This window comes from Streptomyces sp. NPDC052236 (assembly GCF_044548015.1).
In the GTDB taxonomy this organism is placed as follows: domain Bacteria; phylum Actinomycetota; class Actinomycetes; order Streptomycetales; family Streptomycetaceae; genus Streptomyces.
On sequence record NZ_JBIUBL010000005.1, the window covers coordinates 343,987 to 370,876 of the forward strand.

Below are 26,890 nucleotides of genomic sequence, written 5' to 3' on the forward strand. Positions count from 1 at the left end.
GGAAGCACACGGCCCGGGTGCGCCCCATCTCACTCGGATGGCCGAGTCGGACGGCGCGCCCCGGGACCGGAGCGGGACCGGGAACGGGAAACGACTACAGCTTTGTCCAGGCCTCCGTCAGTACCGTCCGCAGGATCCCCTCGATCTCGTCGAACGTCGACTGGTCGGCGGTCAGCGGCGGCGCCAGCTGTACGACCGGGTCGCCACGGTCGTCGGCGCGGCAGTACAGCCCGTTCTCGAACAGCGCCTTGGAGAGGTAGCCGTAGAGCACGCGCTCCGTCTCCTCGTCCGTGAACGACTCCTTGGTGACCTTGTCCTTCACCAGCTCGATCCCGTAGAAGAAGCCGTTTCCGCGCACGTCGCCGACGATCGGCAGGTCGTGCAGCTTCTCCAGCGTCGCCCGGAACGCGCCCTCGTTGTCCAGGACGTGCTGGTTGAGCCCCTCGCGCTCGAAGAGGTCGAGGTTGGCGATGCCCACGGCCGCGGAGACCGGGTGCCCGCCGAAGGTGTAGCCGTGCAGGAAGGTGTTGTCGCCCTGGTAGAACGGCTCGGCGATGCGGTCGGAGATGATGCACGCGCCGATCGGGGAGTAGCCCGAGGTCATGGCCTTGGCGCAGGTGATCATGTCCGGTATGTAGCCGAACTTGTCGCAGCCGAACATGGTGCCGAGGCGGCCGAAGGCGCAGATGACCTCGTCCGATACGAGCAGTACGTCGTGCTGGTCGCAGATCTCCCGCACCCGCTGGAAGTACCCGGGCGGCGGCGGGAAGCAGCCGCCCGCGTTCTGCACCGGCTCCAGGAAGACCGCCGCGACCGTCTCGGGGCCCTCGAAGAGGATCTGCTGCTCGATCTGGTCGGCGGCCCAGCGGCCGAAGGCCTCCGGGTCGTCGCCGTGAATCGGCGCGCGGTAGATGTTGGTGTTCGGCACCTTGCGCGCGCCGGGGACCAGCGGCTCGAAGGGCGCCTTCAGCGCGGGCAGTCCGGTGATGGACAGGGCGCCCTGCGGGGTGCCGTGGTAGGCGACGGCGCGCGAGATGACCTTGTACTTGGTGTGCTTGCCGCGCAGCTTGAAGTACTGCTTGGCCAGCTTCCAGGCGGTCTCGACGGCCTCGCCGCCGCCCGTGGTGAAGAAGACCTTGTTGAGGTCGCCGGGGGCGTAGTGCGCGAGCCGCTCGGCCAGCTCGACGGCCTTGGGGTGGGCGTAGGACCACACCGGGAAGAAGGCGAGCTCCTGTGCCTGCTTGTACGCGGTCTCGGCGAGCTCGTGGCGGCCGTGACCTGCGTTGACGACGAAAAGACCGGCGAGCCCGTCGAGGTAGCGCTTGCCCTTGTCGTCGTAGATGTAGTTGCCCTCACCGCGGACGATGGTCGGCACGGGGGCGTTCTCGTACGACGACATGCGGGTGAAGTGCATCCACAGGTGGTCGTAGGCGGTCCGGGAGAGATCCTTGCTCACGGCTATCGGGTTCCCCACATATAGGTCTGCTTCTTGAGCTTGAGGTAGACGAAGCTTTCGGTGGAGCGCACGCCGGGGAGCGCGCGGATCCGCTTGTTGATCACTTCGAGCAGATGGTCGTCGTCCTCGCAGACGATCTCGACCATGAGGTCGAAGGAGCCCGCGGTCATCACCACGTACTCGCACTCGGCCATGGCGGTGAGCGCGTCGGCCACCGGGTCGACGTCGCCCTCGACCTTGATGCCCACCATCGCCTGGCGCAGCAGGCCCACGGTGAGCGGGTCGGTGACCGCGACGATCTGCATCACACCCTGGTCGAGCAGCTTCTGGACGCGCTGGCGCACGGCCGCCTCGGACAGGCCCACAGCCTTGCCGATCGCGGCATACGGGCGCCGGCCGTCCTCCTGGAGCTGTTCGATGATCGCGAGGGAGACCGCGTCGATCGTGTTCCTGGGTTCTCTGCTGGGGCTGGCCACGGGCTCACTTTGCACTGCGACTCGCCCGTCTGGCAACCCCGTAGCGATGAAATCCGTTGTTGATCGACCTCAATCTCACTGAATCCGAAGTTGCGGAGGGTCAGGCCTGTCGAAAGCGTCAGCGGAGCGATTAGGCTGGGTGTCTCACCCATCGGACATACTGAGCTCCGACTGAGCTCCGACTGAGCTGACTGATCTGACTTCTGAACAGGAGGGGTGGCAACAGTGACCACCGAGCTGCGTCGTCTGCGCAACTACATCAACGGGGAGTTCCGGGACGCCGCCGACGGGCGGACCATCGAGGTCGTCAACCCGGCCACCGGTGACGCCTACGCCACGTCGCCGCTCTCCGGGCAGGCAGACGTCGACGCCGCCATGGACGCTGCCGCGGCCGCGTTCCCCGCCTGGCGCGACACCACCCCGGCCGAACGTCAGAAGGTGCTCCTGAAGATCGCGGACGCCTTCGAGGAGCGGGCCGAGGACCTGATCGCGGCGGAGTCGGAGAACACGGGCAAGCCGCTGGAGCTCACCCGTACCGAAGAGGTCCCGCCGATGGTGGACCAGGTCCGCTTCTTCGCGGGCGCGGCGCGCATGCTGGAGGGCCGAGCGTCCGGCGAGTACATGGAGGGCTTCACCTCCATGATCCGGCGCGAGCCGGTCGGCGTCTGCGCGCAGGTCACGCCGTGGAACTACCCGATGATGATGGCCGTCTGGAAGTTCGCTCCGGCGCTGGCGGCGGGCAACACCGTCGTCCTCAAGCCGTCCGACACGACGCCCGCGTCAACGGTGCTGATCGCCGAGATCATCGGCGCGATCGTGCCGAAGGGCGTGTTCAACGTCCTGTGCGGCGACCGCGAGACCGGCCGGGCGATGGTGGAGCACCCGATTCCGGCGATGGCCTCGATCACCGGTTCCGTACGGGCGGGCATGCAGGTCGCCGCCTCCGCGGCCAAGGACGTCAAGCGCGTGCATCTGGAGCTGGGCGGCAAGGCGCCGGTCGTCGTGTTCGAGGACACCGACATCCCGAAGGCCGTCGAGGACATCTCGGTGGCGGGCTACTTCAACGCCGGGCAGGACTGCACGGCGGCGACGCGCGTACTGGTCCACGAGTCGATCCACGACGAGTTCGTGACGGCGCTGGCGAAGGCCGCCGCCGAGACGAAGACGGGCGCGCCGGACGAGGCGGATGTGCTGTACGGCCCGCTGAACAACGCGAACCAGCTGGCGCACGTGTCGGGCTTCATCGAGCGGCTTCCGGCGCACGCCAAGGTGGAGGCGGGCGGCCACCGGGTCGGCGAGAAGGGGTTCTTCTACGCCCCGACGGTCGTCTCCGGGCTGAAGCAGGACGACGAGATCATTCAGCACGAGGTCTTCGGCCCGGTGATCACGGTCCAGTCCTTCACGAACGAGGCGCAGGCGCTGGAGTGGGCGAACGGCGTGGAGTTCGCGCTGGCGTCGTCGGTGTGGACCAAGAACCACGCGCGTGCCATGCGGATGTCCAAGGCGCTGGACTTCGGCTGTGTGTGGATCAACACGCACATCCCGCTGGTGGCGGAGATGCCGCACGGCGGCTTCAAGAAGTCGGGTTACGGAAAGGACCTGTCGGCGTACGGGTTCGACGACTACACGCGCATCAAGCACGTGATGACGTCGCTCGACGGCTGACGAGCTGACAGCTGTGCGTTGCGCGCCTGCCGGACCGGACACCCGGTCCGGCAGGGACGGCTGAACGCCTCCGCGTCGGTGGTCAGTCTGAGTCTGCCCTGCCCCTGGGCATGGCTCGCGGACTGTCCCCAGGACCAGCGCCCGGAATGTCTCGGCCGGCCGTCGCTCGCGCGCTTCAGCCCACAGGCGTGCGGTGGAGCGCCACCAGCAGGCGCCAGACCTGGTGTGCCATGGTCGGCGGGTCCGCCTCGATCAGCCCGTGGAGCCAGTCCGCCAGGACGCCCGCGAAGGTCCCCGCCACCGCCGAGGCGATCAGATCGGCGGCAGGGGCGCCCGCCAGCATCCGTTCTCTTCGGCTGTATTCGCGCAGTTCGCGGTGGAGCAGCTCGCCCAGCGGACCGCTGCCGCCCGTACGCAGCAGGGTCCGGTACAGCGGTGCGTGCGGGACAAGGTTCGTGAAGAATTCCGTCAGCGCGGGCGGCGGCTCGGCCGGGGCCGGGCCGCGCCAGGCGTGGAGGGCGTCCACCGCGTCACGTACCACCTCGGCGCAGGCGTCGACCGCCAGGGCCCGCAGGTCCGGGTAGTGCAGATAGAACGTCGCCCGGCTCAGCCCCGCCGTCCGCACCAGAGCGGCGACGCTGACCTCTTCGAGCGGGTGCTCGGCGCACTCCTCCAGCAGCGCCTGACGCAGCCGGGCGCGGGTGCGCTCTGCCCTCGGGTCGCTCATCCGGCCACCAGTACGGCCGCCAGGGCGAGGGCGCCCGGCAGCGCCTGGGCCACCAGGATGCGGCGGTTCGCGGTGGCGCCGCCGTACAGCCCGGCCACGAGTACGCAGCTGAGGAAGAAGACCTGCACCCGGTAACCCGTCGGGTCGGCGGCTATCAGCCCCCAGATCAGGCCGGCGGCGAGGAAGCCGTTGTACAGGCCCTGGTTCGCGGCGAGCGGGGCGGTCGCGCGGGCCATCTCGGCGTCGAATCCGGAGAGGCGGCGGCCCGGTCCGCGCTGCCACAGGAACATCTCCAGAACCAGGATGTACACGTGGAGCGCGGCCACCAGGGCGACCAGGACGTGGGCCGTTGCATTCATGAGGGGCTCATCTCTCGCTGCTCGCTTGCTTCGCGCGCGACTTCATGGACGACTGTCCAGTAACTATAGACACCTGTCCATGATTGTGGAAGCCGGGGGCGCGCCCGCTGAGTCGCTGAGGCCGGTCAAGTCACTGAGGCCGTTCGTCCTGGGCCTGAAGCACCTCGTCGCCGTGGAGGAAGCCCCAGGCGCCCAGCACCTCAATCGGTTCGAGCAGGGTCCGGCCGAGCGCGGTGAGCGCGTAGTCGACGCGCGGTGGCGCTTCGGCGTACGCGCTGCGCTCCACCAGGCCGTTGTACTCCAGGCGGCGCAGCGTCTCGGTGAGCACCTTCGCGCTGATGCCGCCGATCCGTTCGCGCAGCTCACCGTGGCGGCGCGGACCGTCCCGCAGCGCCCAGAGCGTGACCCCGTTCCATGTGTTCGAGAGCAGGTCGAAGGTGATCCGGGCACGGCAGTCGGCGAGAAAGCCGTCGCGTGTCGTGGGGCCTGTGGGCATCGGTGCGCCTCCGGTGCATACCGCAGCTGTGAGGTACCGATCGGTGCCTGTCGGGCTGCCTACTGTCGTCCGTACCAAGCCAACCAGAGAGAGATTGAAGGAGTGCGTCGGTGCGGATAGGGATTCTGGGCGCGGGCGGTATGGCGGACGCGTTGGGGACGCGGTGGGCGGCCGGTGCGGGCCACGAGGTGATGGTCGGCGGGCGGGACGCGGACAAGGCGGCCGCTCTCGCGGAGCGGATCGGCGGGGGCGCGCGGGCGGGGAGTTTCGAGGAGGCGGCCGAGTTCGGGGACGCGGTCCTGCTGGCGCTGCCGTACACCGCCGCGCGGGAGCAGGCCGGGGTGTTGCGGGAGACCTTGCGGGGGCGTGTCCTGATCGACTGCACCAATGACCTCGGGCCGGGGTTCACACTGGCGGGCGGCGGGGGTCCGTCGGCGGCCGAGGGCATCGCCGCTGCGGCCTCAGCCGGTGGGGCAGAGGCGAGGGTCGTCAAAGCTTTCAACCTCTGCCACGAGGGCGTATGGCGGCTCACCCCGCCCGAGTTCGGCGGACGGGCGCTCGCGGTGCCGCTGTGCGGCGACGACGAATCCGCGCTCGCTGTGGTGCGGGGTCTGGTGAAGGACCTCGGGTGCGAGCCCGTCTCCGGGGGCGGGCTCGGCCGGGCCGGGCTGCTGGAGGCCACGGCGGCGTTGCTGATCGGGCTGTGGGTGGGGGAGGGCGTCGACGCTCAGGCCATCGCCCCGCCCCTCGAATTCGCCGCAGGGTAAGGGGCTGGGGGCCGCCGGATCAGGCTGGGGGCCGCAGATCAGGCAGGGTCAGGCGGGGTCGGCGCGCCGAACGCCGCGACGATGAGGCCCATCACGACCGGGTTCTCGTTCCGGCCCTTCGCGTCGGTGGAGTTGACGCTGTAGACGAGCGTGCGGGAGAGATCAGGCGTGCCGCCGATGCCCGTGTTGTAGCCCCACCGGCCGCCGGTCTTGCCCCAGACCTGACGGCCCCCGAGCTTCCAGGACGTCAGGCCCACGCTGTAGGCCGCGGTGCCCTTCTCCAGGCGGGGCAGCGTGAACATCTCCTTCAGCAGCGGCCCGCGCACCACCTTCCCGCTGAACAGCGCCCGCGTGAACAGCTCCAGATCGGCGGTGGTGGAGATGATGTCGCCCGCCGCCCAGCCGTCCGTACTGCTCCAGACGCTGACATCGCGCAGCTCCGTGGTGCCTCCCCCTACGCCCAGGGGCGTGGGAGGTACCCCCAGCAGTACGAAGGACTGGTAGCCGCGGTTGTGCGGGCCGTGGATCCGCGGGTCGGTGCCCGGGAACGACGTGCCGTGCAGGCCGAGCGGCTTGAGTATGCGGCGGGTGACCTCTGTCTCGTACGAGTGGCCCGTGACCCGCTCGATCAGCAGCCCGGCCACGGTGTAGCCGATGTTGCTGTAGTTCTGCTGCGTGCCCGCGGGGTACAGCTCGGCCTTGGCGGTCGCCGATGCGACCACCTCGCGCGGTTTGAAGATGTGGAAGCGGTTGGCGTACGCCTCCTCCACGGTCGTCCCCGGCCAGTCGGCGGAGGGCAGGCCGCTGGTGTGGTTCAGCAACTGGCGCACCGTGACCTTCTCGTACGCCGCCGGGATCAGCTCCGGCAGATAGGCGCGGACCGAGCGGTCGAGGTCGATCTCCTTCTCGGCGGCGAGCTGGAGGACCGTTGCCGCGGTAAAGACCTTCGTCACCGAACCGGCCCGGAAGCGGGCGTCCGGGTCGGCAGCGCGGCCCGATACGAGGTCGTGGACGCCGGAGCTGCCGCGCCAGGTGCCCTCGGTGCCCCCGACCCGTACGAGCGCGGCGGTCGCGGCGGCGTTCGGCAGTCCGGCGATCGCCGTGCACAGGGCCTTGGCGTCCTCGGGGTCCATGGCCTCCTGACCGGTTGTCACGGAAGCCGAGCAAGAGGTGGGAGCGGCGGCGAAGGCGGGGGCCGCCGGTCCCGCCATGACGCCGAGGACCACGGCGGCGGCGAGGACGGTTCGGGTACAGCGGCGGGCGTTCATCGTGGGGCCTCCGTGGCGTGGAATCCGTTGTCGCTGATGGACTCCATCCTGGTGATCACGACGCTCCGGCGGATCACCGGAGCGAGCGGTCCTCGCCCGTCCGTTTCCTCGCCTGCGCGGGGGAGGCCAGGGCGGCCTCTCCCTCCGCCGAGGGAGTGACCAGACCCGTCTCGTACGCGCAGATCACCGCCTGGATACGGTCGCGCAGGCCCAGCTTGGCCAGCACATTGCCCACATGGGTCTTCACCGTGTGCTCGCTGACGACCAGCGCCGCCGCGATCTCCGCATTGGACAGGCCGCGCGCCAGATGCAACAGCGTCTCGCGCTCGCGGGCGGTCAGATTCTCCAGCCGGGCGGAAGCCTGAGCCTGAGTCTGGGCGGCAGCGGCCGGGCGCGCCGTGTAGTCGGCGATGAGGCGGCGCGCCACCGAGGGCGCCAGCAGCGAGTCGCCCGCCGCCACCACCCGTACCGCGTGCACCAGATCGTCGCGGCGGACGTCCTTGAGCAGAAAGCCGCTCGCGCCCGCGTGCAGCGCCTCGTACACATACTCGTCGGAGTCGAAGGTCGTCAGCATGACCGTCCGGCAGGCGGTCGTGGCGCAGATGGCGCGGCAGGCCTCGATGCCGTCCATGCCGGGCATCCGGATGTCCAGCAGCGCCACTTCGGGGGCCAGCCGGCGCACCGCGTCCACCGCCTGCGCGCCGTCGCCGACCTCCGCGACCACCTCGATGTCCGGCTGGGCGTCCAGGATCATCGCGAAGCCGCTGCGGACCAGCTCCTGGTCGTCGGCCACCACCACACGGATTGTCAATTGCCCACCTTGAGCCGGGAGTTTACGAGTGGTTGGGGCGCGGGCAGGGGCAGCCGGACCTGGACCTGGAAGCCCGTGCCGGCCGGACCCGGGCCGATGCGGGCCGTGCCGCCGTGCGCGGCCGTGCGCTCGCGGATGCCGATCAGACCGTGGCCGCCGGTGGTCGTGGTGGCGGGGCCGCACCCGTCGTCGGTGACAGTCAGCGTCAGCTCGTCCACGCTGTACGCCAGTTGTACGCACACGGTGGTCGCGGACGCGTGCTTGACGACATTCGTCAGCGCCTCCTGGACCACGCGGAAGGCGGTGGCCTCGGTGTCCAGCGGCAGCGGCCGGGCGCGGCCCGCCGTTTCGTAACCGACCTTCAGGCCGCTGCCGCTCACCCGCTCCACCAGCGCGGGCAGATCCGCCAGCGCGGGCTGCGGCTCGCGCGGGGCCGCCCGCGGCGCGTCCTCCCGCAGTACGCCCAGCATCCGCCGCAACTGCTCCATCGCGTCCCGGCCGGTCTCGGAGATGGCCTCGAAGGCGGCTTCGGCGCGCTCGGGAGCCGTGCGGACGGCGACCGGGCCCGCCTCCGCCTGGACGATCATGATGCTGACGGCGTGCGACAGGATGTCGTGCATTTCCCGTGCGATACGGGCCCGCTCCCGGGCCGTCGCCTGCTCGGCCGCCTGCTCCGCCTCGATCCGGTTCGCCCGCTCCAACTGCGCCGCGCGGTCCTCCACGGCCTGGGTGTACGCCTGGCGGGTGTGCGTCAGCCGGCCCAGCGCGTACGCGGCGGCGAAGACGAAGAGCGAGAAGAGCAGCTCCCGCGCCTCGCCCGAGTTCATCGCCACCGCAGGGAAGACGCTCGCGATCGTCAGCCCGCCGATGAGCTGGCGATGGGGCGAGAGCGACAGGGCCGCGACGCTGTAGAGCGCGAGAAGGCCGCCGTACGGAAGAGGCTGACCGGGGCCGTCGACGGCCAGTACATAGAGCGACTGCGTCGCCAGGATGGCCAGGAGTACGGCGATGGGCGCCCGGCGGCGCCCCACCAGCGGCAGCACGGTGAGCGTGGTCAGCAGATATGCCGCCAGGGTGGCGTCGGGCAGTTCGGGTCCCCGGGGGATGACCCAGGGAATGGTCACCGCTCCCTGCACCAGCAGGGCGACGCCGATGTCCGTCACCCAGGGACTGGCGGTGCGTATGCGCAGCCGCGTACGGATACGCGTACGGATACGCATACGCAGGCCTGTCGGCGTCAATGTGCCGGTCAACGTGTCAGCAGCCTCAGGTTTTACGGCCGACGACGCCGTACTGTGCTACTTGCGTGCCCTCCGCGCGCCACTGGGCGCAGGAGACGAGCCCCGGCTCCAGGAGTTCCAGGCCCTCCACGAACGAGGCGATCTCCTCGCCCGTGCGCGTCCTGACCGGCGGCGTGGCGTTCTCGTTCCAGAACTTCATGGCCGGGCCCTGGCCCTCGCCGCCCAGCTCCTGCGTCGGGTGGGTGAGCACCAAGTAGCTGCCTGCCGGTACGGCTTCCAGCAGCGTCCGTACGATCGACCGCGCCTCGTCGGTGTCCAGGATGAAGTTCAGGATGCCGAGCATCATCACCGCCACCGGCCGCTTCAGATCCAGCGTCGGTTCGACGGCGGCGAGGATCCGCTCCGGGTGGTGGGCGTCCGCGTCGATGTACTCGGTCGCGCCCTGCGGGGAACCAGTGAGCAGAGCGCGCGCGTGGGCCAGCACGATCGGGTCGTTGTCGACATAGACGACCCGCGCGTCGGGGGCGATCCGCTGGGCCACTTCGTGGGTGTTCTCGGCGGTGGGCAGGCCGGTGCCGATGTCCAGGAACTGCCGTATGCCCGCCTCGTCGGCGAGGTGGGCCACCGCGCGGCCGAGGAAGGCGCGGTCCGCGCGTGCTACCTCGCCGATGTTCGGGAACATGCCGGTGACGTGCTCGCCCACGGCACGGTCGATCGCGTAGTTGTCCTTGCCGCCCAGCCAGTGGTTCCAGACGCGGGCGTTGTGGGCTATGTCGGTGCGGATCCTGTCGGTCACTGCTGCTCCTCGCGCTTTGCCACTCGGCCGGCTGCGTGGGGCACATCATGCCGGAATCGCCACGGAACCCCGGCGCAGGGGGCCTTGCCCAAGGATTCGAGGATTCCCGAGGATTAAGGGTGGCGCGCGGCGAGTACGCGGTGCAGCGCCTCGACCCGGTTCGTGGTGATCGAGTCGACGCCGAACCCGACCAGTCGGCGCATGGTGCGCCGCGTGTCCGCCGTCCAGGCGGAGACCAGCAGCCCGTCCCGGTGGATACGGTCGGTCAGTTCCGTGCCGAGCAGCCCGAACCGGTAGTTGAGCCAGCGTGGCCGCACCGCGTTCAGCAGCACCGGACGCGGCGGGGCCAGCGTCGTCCACGTCATCGCGATCTCGGCCGCGGGATCGGCGGCGCGGACCGCGAGCATGGTGGCGGGGCCCGCGCAGTAGTACGTCCGCTCGGCCGCGCCGCACTCGCGGACGGCGGCGACCACCGTCCGTACCGACTGCTCCGAGGCCCCCGGCAGATCGATCATCAGCCGGTGCCCGTCGGCGGCGAGCAGCGCGTCGCGCAGGGTCGGCACCCTGCCGAGGGTCAGCTCCCGCAGCTCGGCGTGGGTGAGTCGCGCGAGCGGCCGGTCAAGACCCCACAGCCGCTTGAGCGAGGCGTCGTGCAGCAGCACCGGCACACCGTCACGGGTGAGGCGCACATCGATCTCGACCGAGTCCGCGCCCCGCTCGATCGCCGAGCGGAGCGAGGGCAGTGTGTTCTCCCGGGCGCGGTATGGATCGCCGCGGTGGCCCACGACGCTGACGGTGCGCATGGGGCCATTGTCTCCGCCGGTCGCACCGGTCGCACCGGTCAGCGCGCCGGTCAGCGCGTCGGCCATGCCGCTGTGTACGCGTCGATCTCGGCCGTGATCCGCGCCTTGCCCGCCTCGTCGAGGAAGGACGCGCGCACGGCGTTCTTGGCCAGTTCGGCGACACCGCGCTCGTCCAGGTCCAGCAGCCGGGCGGCGACCGCGTACTCGTTGTTGAGGTCGCTGCCGAACATCGGCGGGTCGTCGCTGTTGATCGTCACCTGCACACCGGCCGCGACCATCTCCTTGATGGGGTGCTGGTCGAGGTCGGTGACCGCGCGCGTCGCGATGTTCGAGGTGGGGCAGACCTCCAGCGGAATGCCCCGCTCGGCGAGGTGCGCGAGCAGCGCAGGGTCCTGTGTCGCGCTGGTGCCGTGGCCGATGCGTTCGGCGCGCAGCTCGGTCAGCGCGTCCCAGATGGTCTGCGGTCCTGTCGTCTCACCGGCGTGCGGCACGGAGTGCAGGCCCGCGGCGATCGCCCGGTCGAAGTACGGCTTGAACTGCGGCCTGGGCACCCCGATTTCCGGGCCGCCGAGTCCGAAGGAGACCAGGCCCTCGGGCCGCAGATCGACGGCGAGGCGAGTCGTTTCCTCGGCGGCTTCGAGTCCGGCCTCGCCGGGGATGTCGAAGCACCAGCGCAGTACGACTCCGAGCTCGGCCTCGGCCTCCTTGCGGGCGTCCTCGATCGCCGTCATGAAGGCCTGCTCGTCGATGCCGCGGCGGGTCGAGCTGAAGGGCGTGACGGTCAGCTCGGCGTAGCGGATGTTCTGCCGCGCCATGTCGCGGGCAACCTCGAACGTGAGCAGCCGTACGTCCCCCGGGGTGCGGATCAGGTCCACGACCGACAGATAGACCTCGACGAAGTGCGCGAAGTCGGTGAAGGTGAAGTAGTCGACGAGCGCCTCGGGGTCGGTGGGGACCCTGGAGTCCGGATGGCGGGCGGCCAGCTCGGCGACGATACGGGGGGAGGCCGAGCCGACGTGGTGAACGTGCAGCTCAGCCTTGGGAAGCCCCGCGATGAAGGGGTGCAGTCGGGTCATCGGGGTCCTCCGCGTGCAGGGGGCCGTTGGGGGTCAGGGATCATCGTAGGTGGCCCGGTCCAGGACAGGGCGATGGCCGTAGCATGACCGCGAACCACGATGGGGGAGAACCATGTCAGACAATCCGGTCCAGCCGCCCGGTGGGCCCGCGCCGCGTGATCGTGACCCGTGGGCCCCGCCGGACAGCTCCAGCCCGGCACAGCCCCCCGCGCCGCAGGACAGGGTGGCGCTGGACAAGCCCGCCGCCTCCTCGACGCCGCCCCCCATACCGCCGGGCGTGCACGAGCAGCCGACCGTCATCGGCATGCCGGGCGGCGTGCCGGGCAGCATGCAGGGCGGCGGGATACCGGGCGGCATGCCCGGCATGCCGATGACCGGCGGCGCGGGACCCGCCGGCGGCCCCGTCCCCGGCGCGGTACCGCCTCCCCCGACAGCCCCCGGCGGACCGGCCCAGCCCGCCGGTCTCTACGGCTACCCCGCCGCGCCGAGCGCTCCGCAACCCGGCCAGGGCATGGGCGATCCGTACGGCGGCCCTCCCGGAAGCCCCGGATCCGGATACCCCGGCTACCCCGGGTATCAGAGCTACGGCCAGCCCGCCTGGCAGCCCGCCCCCGCCAACGGCATGGGCATCACCGCCATGGTGCTCGGCATCCTCTCCGTCTGCCTCTTCTGTCTGTACGGAGTGGTCGGGATCATCCTGGGCGTGCTCGCCCTGATCTTCGGCATCCTCGGCAGGAAGCGCGCCCAGCGCGGCGAGGCCACCAACGGCGGCATGGCGCTGGCCGGGATCATCCTCGGCTCCATCGGCCTCGCCATCGGCCTGGTCGTCGTCGCCCTGCTCGCCTGGGGGCTCACCGAGGCGATCAACGACGACAACGACTACGACTACGAGGACGACTACTCCAACTCCCTGCTGATCGACAACGCACCGCCGGCGGTCGACGGCGTCAGAGGCTGACCGCCTCAGCCCCAGCCGTCCGCGATTCCGCCCGCAACTCCTCACGCGCCTCCATCAGCGCGAACCCCAGCAGATTGAGCCCCCGCCACTGCGCGGGATCCTGCGCCCGTTCGTCGTCCGCGGCCAGCCCGATGCCCCAAATCCGGTCCAGCGGGCTGGCCTCGACCAGCACCCGGTCACCCGTGGTCAGCAGAAACTCGCGCAGATCGGCGTTCTGCCCGAATTTGTGCAGACAGCCCGCCCGCACGATGGCGAATCGCTCGCGCTCCCATATCGCCTCGTCGAAGCCGCGCACCAGCCGCCCCGCCTCCTTGGCCGCCGCCGGGCTGCGCGCCTCCAGCGCCTTGCGCTCCGCCTCCGCGTCAGCGAAGAGCCGCGCCTTGCCGGCCATCATCCAGTGCTCGGCCGTGGCGTACCGCACGCCGTCGACCATGAATGGCGAAGGCCACCACTGGCTGAGACAGCTCGCTCCGATGGTCCCGTCCTTGCGTGGCGCGTGCCCCCAGAAATGGAGGTACTTGATCCTTTTGGTCCCCATGTACGCGAGTCTGGCAGCCACCACTGACAACGCGACCGGCCTTTGATGATCACCGTCGACCGATTCCGTCGCTTAACCAAAAGGCAACAACGGAATCCCTTGTTGAGCTGCACCTGCTCTGCCAGGATCGGCAGTCAACCTCGGCCGGAACAACGGAGAGGGACATGCACCGCGAGAGCTTCGGGGACCGATAACCACAGCCGTACGACCAACGGCGAACCATCCCGAAAGGGCATACGCGCATGGAGCAGTACGAGCCCGAACGCCTGTCCCCGGCCCAGCTGGCCGCCATGCGGCGCAGCCTGAGCAGCGGCAGGGCCTCCCTCACCCGCCGCTCGCTGCTGCGCGCCTCCGGTGTCGGCGCGCTCGCCCTCGGCGGCCTCACGACGCTGAGCGCCTGCGGCATCCCGCCCGCGAAGCGCGAGGGCCAGGCAGCGGACTCGGACGACCACTCCGCGAAGGAGAAGCAGCTCAGCTTCTCCAACTGGACGGAGTACATGGACGTCGGCAAGAAGGACAAGGGCAGGCCGACCCTGGAGGCGTTCACTCAACGCACCGGGATCAAGGTCAAGTACACCGAGGACATCAACGACAACGTCGAGTTCTTCGGCAAGATCCAGCCGCAGCTCGCCGCGGGCCAGAACACCGGCCGCGACCTGATCTGCGTCACCGACTGGCTGGCCGCCCGGATGATCCGGCTCGGCTGGGCGCAGAAGCTCGACCCGTCGCTGCTGCCGCACGCGTACGCCAACCTCTCCGCCCAGTTCCGCAGCCCCGACTGGGACCCCGGGCGCGCCCACTCCTACCCCTGGACCGGCATCTCGACGGTCATCGCGTACAACTCCAGAGCGACCGGCGGACGCAAGGTCGACTCCGTGACCCAGCTGCTGGACGACCCCCAGCTCAAGGGCCGGGTCGGCTTCCTCACCGAGATGCGCGACTCCGTCGGCATGACCATGCTCGACATGGGCAAGGACCCGGCGAAGTTCACCGACGCCGACTACGACACCGCCGTCGCGCGACTCCAGAAGGGCGTCGACAAGAAGCAGATCCGGCGCTTCACCGGCAACGACTACACCTCGGACCTGGACAAGGGCGACCTCGCCGCCTGTCTGGCCTGGGCCGGCGACGTCATCCAGCTCCAGGCGGCCAACCCGGACATCAGGTACGCGATCCCGGCCGCCGGTTATCTCACCTCCAGCGACAATCTGCTGGTCCCGGCGCAGGCCAGGCACCGGATCAACGCCACCCGGCTGATCGACTACTACTACGAGCTGCCCGTCGCCGCCCAGCTCGCCGCGTACATCAACTACGTATGCCCGGTCGAGGGCGTCGCCGGAGAGCTCGCCAAGATCGACCCGGAACTGGCCTCGAACGCGCTGATCATCCCGGACCGGGCCATGGCCGCCAAGTCCCACGCCTTCCGCTCGCTGAGCAGCAAGGAAGAGACGGCGTACGAAGAGAAGTTCGCCAAGCTCATCGGCGCCTGACCTCCTCCCCTGCCCCCGACACCCCTGGGATCGCGACCCATGACTGACAAGACCGGCAAGACGGCAGAAGGCGGCGATGTCCGCCTCTCCGGGATCAGCAAGGCCTACGGCACATTCACCGCCGTCCACCCGCTCGACCTGACCGTCCCCCGAGGCTCCTTCTTCGCCCTCCTCGGCGCCTCCGGCTGCGGGAAGACCACCACCCTGCGGATGATCGCCGGGCTGGAGGACCCCACCACCGGCAGCGTCTTCCTCGGCGACCAGGACGTCACCGCGCTGCCGCCGTACAAGCGCCCGGTCAACACCGTCTTCCAGAGCTACGCGCTCTTCCCGCACCTCGACATCTACGAGAACGTCGCCTTCGGGCTGCGCCGCCGCGGCATCAAGTCGGTGAAGAAGCGGGTCGGCGACATGCTCGACCTCGTAGAACTGGGCGACTTCGCCCAGCGCAAGCCGCACCAGCTCTCCGGCGGCCAGCAGCAGCGCGTCGCCGTCGCCCGCGCGCTCATCAACCACCCCCAGGTGCTGCTCCTCGACGAGCCGCTTGGCGCGCTCGACCTCAAGCTGCGCCGCCAGATGCAGCTTGAGCTCAAGCGCATCCAGACCGAGGTCGGCATCACCTTCGTCCATGTCACCCACGACCAGGAGGAGGCCATGACCATGGCCGACACGGTCGCGGTGATGAACGCCGGACGCGTCGAACAACTCGGCGCGCCCGCCGATCTCTACGAGAACCCGCAGACCACCTTCGTCGCCAACTTCCTGGGCACCTCCAACCTCATAGAGGCCGAAGTCGCCCAGAACAGCGGCGGCGAAATCGTCGTCACGGCCACGACGCGGGCACCATCGCGGACGGCCGCAACCGCTTCACCGGCACGATCGCCGACTCCAGCTTCATCGGCGTCTCCACGCAGTACGTCATCGACAGCCCGGTCTGCCCGCAGCTTGAGGTGTACGCGCAGAACATCGAGCGCGACACGCGGCTGGTCCCCGGCGCCGAGGTCGTCCTGCACTGGAACCCGGAACACACCTTCGGCCTCGACGCCGCGCAGGACATTGACGCCGGTGTGGAGTCGGTCGAGGAGAGCGCATGACCACGACGACACCCCTCACGGAAGCGCCACCCGCCCCCGATCCGGTCGAGCCACTCGTCCACAAACAGTCCGTCCGCCGCAGACTCATCCCGTACTGGCTGCTCCTGCCCGGCATCCTGTGGCTGCTCGTCTTCTTCGCGCTGCCGCTCGTCTACCAGGCATCGACCTCCGTGCAGACGGGCTCTCTCGAAGAGGGATTCACCGTCACCTGGCACTTCCAGACCTACTGGGACGCGCTCGCCGAGTACTACCCGCAGTTCCTGCGCTCGGTGCTGTACGCGGGCAGCGCCACCGTCCTGTGTCTGCTGTTCGGCTACCCGCTCGCGTATCTGATCGCGTTCAAGGCGGGCCGCTGGCGCAATCTGCTGCTGGTCCTGGTCATCGCGCCGTTCTTCACCAGCTTCCTGATCCGTACGCTCGCCTGGAAGACGATCCTCGCGGACGGCGGCCCGGTGGTGGACGTCCTGGGCAGCGTCGGCTTCCTGGACGTCACCGGCTGGCTCGGGATGACCGACGGCAACCGGCTGCTGGCCACCCCGCTCGCGGTCATCTGCGGTCTCACGTACAACTTCCTGCCGTTCATGATCCTTCCGCTCTACACCTCGCTGGAACGGATCGACCCCCGGCTCCACGAGGCGGCGGAAGACCTGTACGCGAAGCCGTCCACCACCTTCCGCAAGGTGACCTTCCCGCTGTCCATGCCCGGTGTCGTCTCCGGGACGCTGCTTACCTTCATCCCGGCGAGCGGTGACTACGTCAACGCCGAACTGCTCGGCTCCACCGACACCAAGATGGTCGGCAACGTCATCCAGTCGCAGTTCCTGCGGGTGCTCGACTACCCGACGGCAGCCGCGCTCTCGTTCATCCTCATGGCGGTCGTGCTGATCACGGTCACCGTCTACATCCGCCGGGCCGGTACGGAGGATCTCGTCTGATGCTGCGACATTCAACGCACTGGATACGGCGCAACCTCGTCGTCATCGCGGGACTGCTCACACTCGCCTACCTGATCCTGCCGAACCTCGTCGTGATGGTGTTCTCGTTCAACAAGCCCGCCGGCCGGTTCAACTACTCCTGGCGGGAGTTCTCCACGGACGCCTGGCAGAACCCCTGCTCGGTCCCCGACCTGTGCGGCTCGCTCACGCTCTCCCTCCAGATCGCCCTCTGGGCGACGATCGCCGCCACGGTCCTCGGCTCGATGATCGCCTTCGCGCTCGTCCGCTACCGCTTCCGGGCGCGCTCCACGATCAACTCGCTGATCTTCCTGCCGATGGCCATGCCCGAAGTGGTCATGGCGGCCTCGCTGCTCACCCTCTTCCTCAACATGGGCGCGCAGCTGGGCTTCTGGACCATCCTCATCGCGCACACCATGTTCTGCCTGAGCTTCGTCGTGGTCGCGGTGAAAGCGCGGGTGCTGTCGATGGACCCGCGGCTGGAAGAGGCGGCGCGCGATCTGTACGCGGGACCGGTCCAGACGTTCCTACGGGTGACCCTGCCGATCGCCGCTCCCGGCATCGCCGCCGGGGCGCTGCTCGCGTTCGCGCTCTCGTTCGACGACTTCATCATCACCAACTTCAACTCCGGCTCGACGGTCACCTTCCCCATGTTCGTGTGGGGCTCGGCGCAGCGCGGTACGCCCGTCCAGATCAACGTCATCGGCACGGCCATGTTCGCCGTCGCCGTACTGATCGTGGTCGCCGCCCAGCTCATCGGCAGCCGCCGGAAGAAGACCGCACTCCCCAAGTAGCCACGCGAAGGAGTGGAATCCATGGCCCCAGCAGCCATGACCGTTGCCTCATCACTCGCTGACGCCCAACCGGTCCCGTACTGGCTGGACGACCCCGCCAAGCCCGCCGCGCTGCCCGCCCTCACCGGCGACGAACGCTGCGACCTCGTCGTCGTCGGCGGCGGCTACAGCGGACTGTGGACCGCGCTGCTCGCCAAGGAGCGCGACCCCACCTGGGATGTCGTACTGATCGAAGGGCACGAGGTGGGCTGGGCCGCCTCGGGCCGCAACGGCGGCTTCTGCGCCGCCTCCCTCACCCATGGCCTGGCCAACGGACTCGCCCGCTGGCCCGGCGAACTGGCGAAGCTGACGGACCTCGGCGACCGCAATCTCGACGCCATCGAGACCGCGGTCGCCGCCTACGCCATCGACTGCGACTTCGAGCGCACCGGCGAGATCGACGTCGCCACCGAGCCGTATCAGCTCCAAGAGCTCCACGAGATGTACGAGCAGGCGACGCGGCTCGGCTTCACCGGTCTTGAACTGCTCGACCGGGACGCGGTGCGCGCCGAGGTGAGCTCCCCGACCTTCCTCGGCGGGGTGTGGGACCGGCGCGGCGTCGCCATGCTGCACCCGGCGAAGCTCGCCTGGGGCCTGAAGCGGGCCTGCCTGGACCTGGGGGTACGCGTCTACGAGAACACCCGGGGCCTGGAGCTCGCGCGGGCGGGCGCGGGCATGGCGGTGCGTACCCCGTACGGCCGGGTCTTCGCCCGCCGGGTCGCGCTCGGCACGAATGTCTTCCCCTCGCTGGTCCGCCGGGTGCGCCCGTACACCGTCCCCGTTTACGACTACGCGCTGATGACCGAACCGCTCTCCGCCGGTCAGCTCGCCGCCGTCGGCTGGAAGCGGCGGCAGGGGCTCGGCGACAGCGCGCATCAGTTCCACTACTTCCGGATCACCGCCGACGACCGCATCCTGTGGGGCGGCTACGACGCGATCTATCCGTACGGCGGCAGGGTCAGCGCCGAGATGGACCACCGTCCCGAGACCTATCTGAAGCTCGCCGCCCACTTCTTCGACTGCTTCCCGCAGCTGGAGGGGGTCCGCTTCAGCCATGCCTGGGGCGGCGCGATCGACACCTGCTCGCGCTTCTCCGCCTTCTTCGGCACGGCGCACGGCGGCAAGGTCGCCTACGCGGCCGGTTATACGGGCCTGGGCGTCGGCGCGACGCGCTTCGGCGGGGACGTCATGCTCGACCTGCTCTCCGGCGAGCGGACCGAGCGTACGGAGCTGGAGATGGTACGCAGGAAGCCGCTGCCGTTTCCGCCGGAACCGGTCGCCTGGGCGGGCATCGGCCTCACCAAATGGGCGCTGGCCAGGGCGGACGCGAACGGCGGGCGGCGCAACGCGTGGCTGCGGGCCATGGACAGGCTCGGCCTCGGCTTCGACAGCTAGCGCCTGGTCGGTATCAGCGGTAGCAGTAGCAGCCCGCACAGGCACCAACTGCCCAGCACATCGAGCGGCCAGTGGTAGCCGCGCAGGACGAGTCCGAGGCCCGTCGCCACCGTCAGCAGGACGGCGGCGGGCACCAGCCGTACGGAGACGAGCAGGGCCGCACCGCAGTACGCGACCATCGCGGTCGCCGCGTGCCCCGAGGGGAAGTAGCCCGTCTCTGGGGTCAGCGGCCCCACCCGGTCGACGAGGACCTTCAGGGGTGCGACCAGCGCCGGTACGAGCGCCATGGCGAGCGCGACGGACAGGGCGTCACGTCGCCGGCCGCGCCACACGGCGTACGCGAGGGCCGCCGCCAGGATGGGCAGGGCGACGGTCATATTGCCGAGATCGGCGAGAAGTTCCGTAAGGGCGCGCGGCCCGTCGCCCACCACCGCGCGGCCCGCGCGCTCGTCCAGCGCGCGCAGCGGCCCGTCGGCAGCGACCTGCCAGGTGATCAGCAAGAACAGAAGAGCGAGAGTGGCGCACAGCGCCAGAAAAGGAAAAGTCGGCCACCTCGGAACAGGGGGGGTGGTTCCGAAGTGGCCGACTGGACCGGTGTGCCGCGCGCCCCGGGGGGTTTGGGACGGGCAGCCATCCGATCCGTGAGGAGTTCCGGAGCCGGAGGCTCCAGTGTGCGCGATGGCACAACCAAAACGGCGCTGGGGAAGCTCCGCCTTGGAGTCGCTCGCAGTCTCCTGCGAGCGGGGTGTTTCTCTCATCTGCCGAAACCGTACGTCACGTGCCGGGGGCTCCGACAGGCGGATGTCCATCCCGCCATCGCCCCCGCACACCTTCTTCACAGCGCCTGACCTTTCCTGGGGTCAGAAGCGGCCATACGCGGGCCAGACAGGGTCGGACGGGGGTCAGACGGCGGAAAATGCCTGCTCCAGGATGTCGAGGCCCTCGTTGATGAGGTCCTCGCCGATCACCAGCGGCGGCAGGAAGCGCAGCACATTGCCGTACGTGCCGCAGGTCAGCACCAGCAGACCCGCGGCGTGGCACGCCTTGGCCAGCGCGGCGGTCGTGGCCGGGTCCGGCTCCTTGGTGGCCGGGTCCTTGACGAGTTCGATCGCGATCATCGCGCCGCGTCCGCGGATGTCACCAATGGCGTCGAACTTCTCGCGCATCGCCGTGAGGCGGCCCTTCATGATCTGCTCGATGCGCTGCGCCCTGCCGTTGAGGTCGAGCTCCTTCATCGTCTCGATGGCGCCGAGGGCGGCGGCGCAGGCCACCGGGTTTCCGCCGTACGTGCCGCCGAGGCCGCCCGCGTGCGGGGCGTCCATCATCTCGGCGCGGCCCGTCACGGCGGCGAGCGGCAGGCCGCCCGCGATGCCCTTGGCTGTGGTGATCAGGTCCGGGACGACGCCCTCGTCCTCACACGCGAACCACTGCCCGGTCCGGCAGAACCCGGACTGGATCTCGTCCGCGACGAAGACGATCCCGTTGTCCTTCGCGAACCGCGCGAGGGCGGGCAGGAAGCCCTTGGCGGGCTCGATGAAGCCCCCCTCGCCGAGAACCGGCTCGATGATGATCGCGGCGACGTTCTCGGCGCCGACCTGCTTGTTGATCATGTCGATGGCCTGGGCGGACGCCTCGGCCCCGGCGTTCTCAGCCCCGGTCGGCCAGCGGTAGCCGTACGCCACGGGGACGCGGTACACCTCGGGCGCGAACGGCCCGAAGCCGTGCTTGTACGGCATGTTCTTGGCGGTCAGCGCCATCGTCAGGTTGGTGCGGCCGTGGTAGCCGTGGTCGAACACCACGACCGCCTGGCGCTTGGTGTAGGCACGAGCGATCTTGACGGCGTTCTCGACGGCCTCTGCGCCCGAGTTGAACAGCGCGGACTTCTTGGCGTGGTCGCCGGGGGTCAGCTCGGCGAGCGCCTCGGCGACCTCGACGTACCCCTCGTACGGCGTGACCATGAAACAGGTGTGGGTGAAGTCGGCGAGCTGCGCGGTGGCACGGCGTACGACGGCCTCGGCGGAGGACCCGACGGACGTCACGGCGATGCCGGATCCGAAGTCGATGAAGCGGTTGCCGTCGACGTCCTCGACGATGCCGCCGCCGGCGCGCGCGGCGAAGACGGGCATCACGGACCCCACCCCACCGGCGACCGCGGCGGTACGGCGGGCCTGCAGCTCGATCGACTTCGGGCCGGGTACGGCGGTGACGAGGCGGCGCTCCTGCGGGATTGCGGTCATGCGGGGCTCCTGGGGGGTGTCCGGATGCTGGTCTTCTCTTCGCAGGCTAGGCGCGGGGGAGGGGCGCGGGCATGCGCCGTTCGGGAGTGTTGACCCCATGCCGTTGTCCTTGTCGGCCATACGCGGTCGGCCATACGCACCGGGCGCCCCGGTCCAGGCGCCGGCCGTGCACCGTCCGGGGCGGGGTCGGCGACCGCCACAGTCCGTCACACACCGGCCCTGGTCGGTGAACTCCCCCGCCAAGGGCACTAGATTGACGGTGCACACGAGCGGACCTGGCTGGTCAGGGGGCAGCGGTTAGATGGATTCCGAAGGCACATTCGACGCACGCGGCACACGTGCCAATCCCGTGCCACGTCCCGCCGGGCCACCGGCGGAGCCACCGTCCGTGCCACCCGGAACCCCCGCGCGCCCGGCCCACGCGCCGGTCACCCGCCCCGCGGTCGCGGAATGGCTGCGCGCCTCGCGCCCCGCGGCAGCCCCGGGCATCTGGCGGCTCGGCCACCGTGAGCGACCGCAGGAGGAGCCGGATCTCGTCCCCGCGCGTCAGCTGTTCAGCGGCGCCTTCATCGCCTACCTCTGCGGCTGGCTGCTCTGGTCACTGCTCTGGAACGGCTATCTGGAGGGGTGGTGGATCTTCATCAACGACTGGTGGCTGCTGCCCATGCTGTGGCTGGTGCCCGACGACTGGCGGTCGGCCGCCAGTCCCCATGTCGAGCTCTACGTCGCCGCCGGCTACCTCTACTACGCCCTCGTCCTGAGCCTGCTCGCCGTCGGCTTCGGCCGGGTCGGCAACTGGAGCGAGGTCTGGCAGCGGTACGGAGTGCCCCTGTGGCCGCTGTTCGTGATGCTGCCGGGCGTATGGCGAGAGATGCCGCGGACCGTCACCTGGCTCATGTGGGTGTCGAACCTGACCTACGTGCTGCTCGCGGCGGCGGTCGTCGCCGTCGTCGGACGCGTCGGCACCTGGCCGGTCGTACGCGGACGCTTCGGCTCGGGGCCCCCGGCAGACCCGCCCGCGCCCGCCCCCGAGGCCGACCCCGCCGACTGGCCCGAGCTGCGCGCCGCGGGACTGGCCGAGGCCGCGAGAAGCCTCGCCGAAGCCACCCGCGCCGGGACCCTCGGGGATGTCGACTACGCCAGGATCCGCCGCGCCTGGCAGGGCGTGCACGCCAGGCCGGACCGGCTCGCCGCCTTCACCGAGGCCGTGCGCCTGCGGGGCGCCGCCGCCTGCGCCCACCCCTCCGGACTTCGGGACCTGCCCCGCCGTACCGCCACCCACGACCTGGCCACCTCGCAGGTCAAGATCGGCACCGCCGTCGACGACGCCCGCAACCCCTACGCGCGCCGCACCACCGGCGTCGCCCTCGAACCCGCCCTGCTCGGGACCTCGCTGCTCGCCGTCGGGCCCTCCGGCTCCGGCAAGAGCGTGCGCCTGGTGCGGCCCGTGGTCGAGTCGATGTGTCTGCTCGCGCTCGCCAACCGCGCCGCCGTCGTCACCGTCACCGCCTACGGCAGCGGCCTCGCCCCCGACGACGCCTTCGACCTCGTCATCGCCGTCGGCCGCCCCGACTCCACCCACGACCTCGACCTCTACGGCGGCACCGAGGACCCCGACGAGGCGGCCAGGGTCCTCGCCGAGGCGCTCGTCGGCGATCTCGCCGCCACCGTCCCCGGCGGCGACAGCCGGCGCGCCGGCACCGCGCTGGCCCAGCTGATCGGCCCGTACCAGTGCGTCCACGGCCGCTTTCCCTCCGTACCGGACCTGCGTGAACTGCTCGGCGGCGCGCCCGGAGCGGTCGGCGCGCTGCGCACCGCGCTGGCGGCGGCGGACGGCCCCGGGGCCGCCGCTCAGCTGCGGGAGCTGGACGCACGCGAGCGGCAGTCGGCACGCGCCGACGACATCGGCGTGCTGCTCGCCGAGCGGATCGCCTTCCTGGACCGGCCGGCGTTCGCGGACTTCTTCCGTACGGACGGCGGCGGCCGGCAGTTCTCGCTGCGCGCCATCGAACACCCGCTGCGGGTCCGCATCGACCTGCCCGAACGCGGCCACGCCGAGGCCTCGCGGATCGTCGCGCGGCTGGTGCTTGCCCAGTTCAACGAGGCCGCGCTGACCCGCTCGGACCGGTCGCTGTTCGCCTGCCTGGTCCTGGACGACGCGACGTACGCCGTGACCCCCGACGCGGTACGGGCGGTGCAGCGGCTGCGCTCCGCCAACGCCGGTGTGGTGTTCGCGCTGCGCACCCTGGAGGACGTGCCGGAGCCGCTGCGCGGGCCGCTGCTCGGCGCGGTCGGCTGCCGGGTGGCGTTCGCCGGGCTCGCGCCCTGGGACGGCGGCCGGTTCGCCGAGGCCTGGGGCACCGAATGGGTGCAGACCAGGGACGTCACCAACCGGGAGATCGTCACCGACGAGCCCCTGACCAAGGCGCTGCACCTGATGCGCCGCCTGGTCACCGGCAAGGCGACCACCGCCGAGGCGGTCACGGTCCGGGAGGTCGAGCGGGCGCGCTGGTCGGCGTCCGACCTCGCGCACGCCGTGCCCGCCGGGCACGCGGTGCTCTCGCTGACGACCGTACGCGGCGAACACGCGCCGCCCCTGCTGGTGGACCTGCGGATGTGACCGCGACCGGGCGTGCTACGTACTGGCAGAATTGAGGCATGCCGTTCATACATGACGGCGAAATCCTTACCGCCTCTCTCTCCCTTGAAGGGCCCCGGTGCCCATGCCCCCCACGCTCGCCTCGCTCGTCCAGCACTCGGCGCTCAAACTGACCGTGCGCGCCGGCGAGGACCGGCTGGACACGCCCGTGCGCTGGGCGCATGTCAGCGAGCTCGCCGACCCCGTGCCGTACATGGAGGGCGGCGAGCTGCTGCTCATCACGGCGCTGACCCTGGAGGTCGAGGACCGCGAGGCCATGCGCCGCTATGTGCGCAGGCTGGTGGGCGCGGGCGTCGTCGGGCTCGGCTTCGCGGTCGGCGTGCACTACGACGACATCCCGGAGGCGCTCGAAGAGGCGGCGAAGGAGGAAGGGCTCCCGCTCCTCGCCGTACCGCGCCGCACGCCCTTCATCGCCATCAGCAAGGCGGTCTCCGCGGCGATCTCGGCCGAGCAGTACCGCGCGGTCACGGCCGGTTTCGACGCGCAGCGGGAACTGACTCGCGCCGCCCTCGCCGATGGCCCGGCCGCCGTCGTCGCCCGCCTCGCCACGTACGTCGACGGCTGGGCCGCGCTGTACGAAGCGTCCGGCGCGGTCGTCGCCGCCGCGCCCGACTGGGCCGCGCGCCGGGCGGCCCGGCTCACCGGCGACGTCACGCGGCTGAGCGAGCGGTCCGCGCCCGCGAGCGTGGTGCTCGGCGATACGGACGAGGACCGCGTCGAGCTCCAGTCGCTGGGCAGCGGACGGCGGGCGCGCGGCGCGCTGGCGGTCGGCACGGGCGCGCCGCTGGGCACCGCCGAGCGGTACGCCGTGCACTCCGCCGTCGCGCTGCTGACCCTCACCACCGAGCGCTCACGCGCGCTCCAGGCGGCCGAACAGCGGCTGGGCTCGGCCGTACTGCGGATGCTGCTGTCGGGCCGGCAGGACCACGCCAGGGCGGTCGCGGGCGATCTGTACGGGGGACTGCTGGACGCGCCCTTCCGGCTGATGATCGCCGAGCCGGCCGGGTCCGGGTCCGGGACCGGGACCGGGACCGGGACCGGGACCGAAGAGCCTGATCCAGCAACAGGCCATCCGCTCCAGGCGTTCGCCGAGTTCCTGGAGTCGGCGGCGTCCCGGGCCGGTGAGCCGGTGCTCGCCGTCCCCGACATCGACGAGCGGCGGCTGGTGGTGCTGGCCGCCGACGGCGGCGCGGTCGTCGCCGCCTGCACGAGCGCGTACGCGCGCCAGGAGGCCGAGGACGCCGAGGCGGTCGTCGGACTGTCCGCGCCGACCGGGCCGATCGCGGCGGCGGGCGCGTACAAACAGGCCGAGCAGGCGCTCTCGGTCGCCCGGCGGCGTGGCCGCGCCCTGGTCGAGCACGAGGAACTGGCCGCAGGATCGATCCTTCCGCTGCTCGCGGACGACGCGGTACGGGCCTTCGCCGACGGGATGCTGCGCGCGCTGTACGAACACGACGCGACCGGACGCGGCGATCTCGTCGCCTCGCTGCGGGCCTGGCTCTCGCGCCACGGCCAGTGGGACGCGGCGGCGGCCGACCTGGGCGTGCACCGCCACACCTTGCGTTACCGGATGCGCAGGGTCGAGGAGATACTGGGCCGCTCGCTGGACGATCCGGACGTCCGGATGGAACTGTGGCTGGCGCTGAAGACCTCATCGGCGCCCACCTCGGCAGAGTGATGCATCAACTCGCCTATTCCTGCCCGAAGTCGGGCAAATTCACTGGAAATCCACCGGCTGAATGCCTAGCCTCCGGGGCATGACAAGAACCACCGGCCAACAGTCCGCGGCCATCCTCCGGTCCTCGCCGCCCGCCCGCCGCATATCCGGTCCCGTCTGGGCCGCCCTCGCCATCGTCTACGTGGTGTGGGGCTCCACCTACCTCGGCATCCGGATCGTGGTCGAGACCATGCCGGCCTTCCTCTCCGCGGGCGTCAGGTTCGTACTCGCCGGGCTGCTTCTCGCCGGGATCGTCGCCTGGCGGCAGGGCACGGCGGCACTGAAGGTCACCCGCGCCCAGCTCGCCGCCGCGGCGCTCGTCGGCCTGCTCCTGGTCCTCGGCGGCAACGGCCTCGTCGTACTGGCCGAGACCTCCATCCCCTCCGGTCTCGCCGCGCTGCTGATCGCCGTCGTCCCCGCGTGGGTGGTCCTGCTGCGCACCGGCTTCGGTGAGCGGCCGGGCCTGGGCGCGTACGCGGGCGTTCTGCTGGGCTTCGCCGGGCTGGCCGTGCTGACGCTGCCAGGCCTCAGCGGCGATGTGCGCATCGGCGGGGTGCTGACCGTGGTCGTGGCGGCCTTGCTGTGGTCGGTGGGTTCCTTCTCCTCGTCGAAGATCCCCATGCCGAAGAACCCCTTCGCGGCGAGCGCGTACGAGATGATCGCGGGCGGTCTCGGCTGTCTGCTGGTCGGACTGATCCGCGGCGAGCAGAGCGGCCTCGACCTCGGCGCGTTCTCGGCCCGCTCCTGGATCGCTCTGGCCTATCTCGTCGTCTTCGGCTCGCTCATCGCGTTCACGGCGTACGCCTGGCTGCTGCAGACCGCGCCCCTCTCGCTGGTCGCGACGTACGCGTACGTCAATCCGGTCGTCGCGGTCCTGCTCGGCTGGCTGATCCTGAACGAGCAGCTGTCCTGGCCGATCGCTGTGGGCGGCGCGGTCGTGGTGGCGGGCGTGTTCCTGATCGTCAGCACGGAACGGCGGACCTAGGGCGTGTTGCGAAAGTCCCGCCTGGCCCGCGACGCCCGGCACGCACACTCGCTGCGTTGTCGGAATCACCCAAGTACGTCCAGTACGAGG

At 70.5% G+C, this 26,890-nt stretch carries 24 protein-coding genes and 1 pseudogene; 11 read left to right on the forward strand and 14 right to left on the reverse strand.

What is annotated here, in order from left to right:
• Nucleotides 1-94: 94 nt before the first annotated feature.
• Together ACIHCQ_RS12100 and ACIHCQ_RS12105 are read right to left on the reverse strand one after the other, a co-directional pair.
• The gene (locus ACIHCQ_RS12100; protein WP_399660841.1) at nucleotides 95-1,474 is read right to left on the reverse strand and encodes an aspartate aminotransferase family protein; all 1,380 of its coding nucleotides are present in this window, start codon (nucleotides 1,472-1,474) and stop codon (nucleotides 95-97) included.
• Nucleotides 1,459-1,947, reverse strand: a complete 489-nt coding sequence (locus ACIHCQ_RS12105; RefSeq protein ID WP_399660843.1) for an Lrp/AsnC family transcriptional regulator — start codon at nucleotides 1,945-1,947, stop codon at nucleotides 1,459-1,461. Before ACIHCQ_RS12105 ends, ACIHCQ_RS12100 begins: the two co-directional genes overlap by 16 nt.
• Nucleotides 1,948-2,157: 210 nt before the next feature.
• Between ACIHCQ_RS12105 and ACIHCQ_RS12110 the strand changes: the two genes are divergently transcribed.
• Entirely contained in the window at nucleotides 2,158-3,597 is a 1,440-nt protein-coding gene (locus ACIHCQ_RS12110) for a gamma-aminobutyraldehyde dehydrogenase (RefSeq protein ID WP_399660904.1), read from the forward strand.
• Nucleotides 3,598-3,772: 175 nt separating this feature from the next.
• Here ACIHCQ_RS12110 and ACIHCQ_RS12115 read toward each other — a convergent pair whose 3' ends face one another.
• The 3 genes from ACIHCQ_RS12115 to ACIHCQ_RS12125 all read right to left on the reverse strand — a co-directional run bounded on the left by ACIHCQ_RS12115 (nucleotide 3,773) and on the right by ACIHCQ_RS12125 (nucleotide 5,179).
• Complete coding sequence (locus ACIHCQ_RS12115; RefSeq protein ID WP_399660845.1) at nucleotides 3,773-4,324, reverse strand: TetR/AcrR family transcriptional regulator; 552 nt, start codon at nucleotides 4,322-4,324, stop codon at nucleotides 3,773-3,775.
• On the reverse strand, nucleotides 4,321-4,683 hold the full coding sequence (locus ACIHCQ_RS12120; protein ID WP_399660847.1) for a DUF1304 domain-containing protein: 363 nt from the start codon (nucleotides 4,681-4,683) through the stop codon (nucleotides 4,321-4,323). Before ACIHCQ_RS12120 ends, ACIHCQ_RS12115 begins: the two co-directional genes overlap by 4 nt.
• Before the next feature lie 130 nt (nucleotides 4,684-4,813).
• On the reverse strand, nucleotides 4,814-5,179 hold the full coding sequence (locus ACIHCQ_RS12125; protein ID WP_399660849.1) for a winged helix-turn-helix transcriptional regulator: 366 nt from the start codon (nucleotides 5,177-5,179) through the stop codon (nucleotides 4,814-4,816).
• 110 nt (nucleotides 5,180-5,289) lie between these two features.
• Between ACIHCQ_RS12125 and ACIHCQ_RS12130 the strand changes: the two genes are divergently transcribed.
• Entirely contained in the window at nucleotides 5,290-5,946 is a 657-nt protein-coding gene (locus ACIHCQ_RS12130; protein WP_399660850.1) for an NADPH-dependent F420 reductase, read from the forward strand.
• Nucleotides 5,947-5,984: 38 nt separating this feature from the next.
• Here the strand turns inward: ACIHCQ_RS12130 and ACIHCQ_RS12135 are convergent, their stop codons facing one another.
• From ACIHCQ_RS12135 to ACIHCQ_RS12160, 6 genes are all read right to left on the reverse strand, one after another.
• Nucleotides 5,985-7,214: a serine hydrolase domain-containing protein gene (locus tag ACIHCQ_RS12135; RefSeq protein ID WP_399660852.1), complete on the reverse strand. Its 1,230-nt coding sequence runs from the start codon at nucleotides 7,212-7,214 to the stop codon at nucleotides 5,985-5,987.
• Between the two features lie 73 nt (nucleotides 7,215-7,287).
• Nucleotides 7,288-8,025 (reverse strand): response regulator, encoded by a 738-nt coding sequence (locus ACIHCQ_RS12140; protein ID WP_399660854.1) that lies wholly within the window; start codon nucleotides 8,023-8,025, stop codon nucleotides 7,288-7,290.
• Nucleotides 8,022-9,245: a sensor histidine kinase gene (locus ACIHCQ_RS12145; RefSeq protein WP_399660907.1), complete on the reverse strand. Its 1,224-nt coding sequence runs from the start codon at nucleotides 9,243-9,245 to the stop codon at nucleotides 8,022-8,024. The genes ACIHCQ_RS12140 and ACIHCQ_RS12145 overlap by 4 nt, the downstream gene beginning before the upstream one ends.
• A gap of 46 nt (nucleotides 9,246-9,291) precedes the next feature.
• The gene (locus tag ACIHCQ_RS12150) at nucleotides 9,292-10,062 is read right to left on the reverse strand and encodes an SAM-dependent methyltransferase (protein ID WP_399660856.1); all 771 of its coding nucleotides are present in this window, start codon (nucleotides 10,060-10,062) and stop codon (nucleotides 9,292-9,294) included.
• A gap of 113 nt (nucleotides 10,063-10,175) precedes the next feature.
• Nucleotides 10,176-10,865, reverse strand: a complete 690-nt coding sequence (locus tag ACIHCQ_RS12155) for a glycerophosphodiester phosphodiesterase (RefSeq protein ID WP_399660908.1) — start codon at nucleotides 10,863-10,865, stop codon at nucleotides 10,176-10,178.
• A 50-nt stretch (nucleotides 10,866-10,915) separates the two neighbouring features.
• On the reverse strand, nucleotides 10,916-11,941 hold the full coding sequence (locus ACIHCQ_RS12160; protein ID WP_399660857.1) for an adenosine deaminase: 1,026 nt from the start codon (nucleotides 11,939-11,941) through the stop codon (nucleotides 10,916-10,918).
• A gap of 112 nt (nucleotides 11,942-12,053) precedes the next feature.
• Here ACIHCQ_RS12160 and ACIHCQ_RS12165 point away from each other — a divergent pair, with 112 nt between their 5' ends.
• Nucleotides 12,054-12,899 carry a DUF4190 domain-containing protein gene (locus tag ACIHCQ_RS12165; protein WP_399660859.1) on the forward strand — a complete coding sequence of 282 codons (846 nt, stop codon included), beginning with the start codon at nucleotides 12,054-12,056 and terminating at the stop codon, nucleotides 12,897-12,899.
• On the opposite strand, the gene ACIHCQ_RS12170 is transcribed toward ACIHCQ_RS12165, so the two are convergent.
• Nucleotides 12,889-13,437 (reverse strand): NADAR family protein, encoded by a 549-nt coding sequence (locus tag ACIHCQ_RS12170; protein ID WP_399660861.1) that lies wholly within the window; start codon nucleotides 13,435-13,437, stop codon nucleotides 12,889-12,891. The genes ACIHCQ_RS12165 and ACIHCQ_RS12170 overlap by 11 nt on opposite strands.
• Nucleotides 13,438-13,679: 242 nt before the next feature.
• Between ACIHCQ_RS12170 and ACIHCQ_RS12175 the strand changes: the two genes are divergently transcribed.
• From ACIHCQ_RS12175 to ACIHCQ_RS12195, 5 genes and pseudogenes are all read left to right on the forward strand, one after another.
• On the forward strand, nucleotides 13,680-14,927 hold the full coding sequence (locus ACIHCQ_RS12175; protein WP_399660863.1) for a PotD/PotF family extracellular solute-binding protein: 1,248 nt from the start codon (nucleotides 13,680-13,682) through the stop codon (nucleotides 14,925-14,927).
• 39 nt (nucleotides 14,928-14,966) lie between these two features.
• Nucleotides 14,967-16,021: pseudogene (locus ACIHCQ_RS12180) on the forward strand (ABC transporter ATP-binding protein).
• A complete protein-coding gene (locus tag ACIHCQ_RS12185; RefSeq protein WP_399660865.1) occupies nucleotides 16,018-16,956 on the forward strand; it encodes an ABC transporter permease in 939 nt (312 codons plus the stop codon). The pseudogene ACIHCQ_RS12180 and the gene ACIHCQ_RS12185 overlap by 4 nt, the downstream one beginning before the upstream one ends.
• Nucleotides 16,956-17,768, forward strand: coding sequence for an ABC transporter permease (locus ACIHCQ_RS12190; protein WP_399660867.1), 813 nt, complete (start codon nucleotides 16,956-16,958; stop codon nucleotides 17,766-17,768). The genes ACIHCQ_RS12185 and ACIHCQ_RS12190 overlap by 1 nt, the downstream gene beginning before the upstream one ends.
• A 21-nt stretch (nucleotides 17,769-17,789) precedes the next feature.
• The gene (locus ACIHCQ_RS12195; protein WP_399660869.1) at nucleotides 17,790-19,202 is read left to right on the forward strand and encodes an NAD(P)/FAD-dependent oxidoreductase; all 1,413 of its coding nucleotides are present in this window, start codon (nucleotides 17,790-17,792) and stop codon (nucleotides 19,200-19,202) included.
• Here the strand turns inward: ACIHCQ_RS12195 and ACIHCQ_RS12200 are convergent.
• Complete coding sequence (locus ACIHCQ_RS12200) at nucleotides 19,199-19,960, reverse strand: phosphatase PAP2 family protein (RefSeq protein WP_399660871.1); 762 nt, start codon at nucleotides 19,958-19,960, stop codon at nucleotides 19,199-19,201. The genes ACIHCQ_RS12195 and ACIHCQ_RS12200 overlap by 4 nt on opposite strands.
• A gap of 144 nt (nucleotides 19,961-20,104) precedes the next feature.
• A complete protein-coding gene (gabT, locus tag ACIHCQ_RS12205) occupies nucleotides 20,105-21,439 on the reverse strand; it encodes a 4-aminobutyrate--2-oxoglutarate transaminase (RefSeq protein WP_399660873.1) in 1,335 nt (444 codons plus the stop codon).
• Nucleotides 21,440-21,827: 388 nt separating this feature from the next.
• Between gabT and ACIHCQ_RS12210 the strand changes: the two genes are divergently transcribed.
• From ACIHCQ_RS12210 to ACIHCQ_RS12220, 3 genes are all read left to right on the forward strand, one after another.
• Nucleotides 21,828-24,059: an ATP/GTP-binding protein gene (locus ACIHCQ_RS12210; RefSeq protein ID WP_399660875.1), complete on the forward strand. Its 2,232-nt coding sequence runs from the start codon at nucleotides 21,828-21,830 to the stop codon at nucleotides 24,057-24,059.
• Between the two features lie 103 nt (nucleotides 24,060-24,162).
• Nucleotides 24,163-25,776 (forward strand): PucR family transcriptional regulator, encoded by a 1,614-nt coding sequence (locus tag ACIHCQ_RS12215; protein ID WP_399660877.1) that lies wholly within the window; start codon nucleotides 24,163-24,165, stop codon nucleotides 25,774-25,776.
• A gap of 79 nt (nucleotides 25,777-25,855) precedes the next feature.
• Nucleotides 25,856-26,800 (forward strand): EamA family transporter, encoded by a 945-nt coding sequence (locus ACIHCQ_RS12220; protein ID WP_399660879.1) that lies wholly within the window; start codon nucleotides 25,856-25,858, stop codon nucleotides 26,798-26,800.
• The last annotated feature ends 90 nt before the right edge of the window (nucleotides 26,801-26,890 follow it).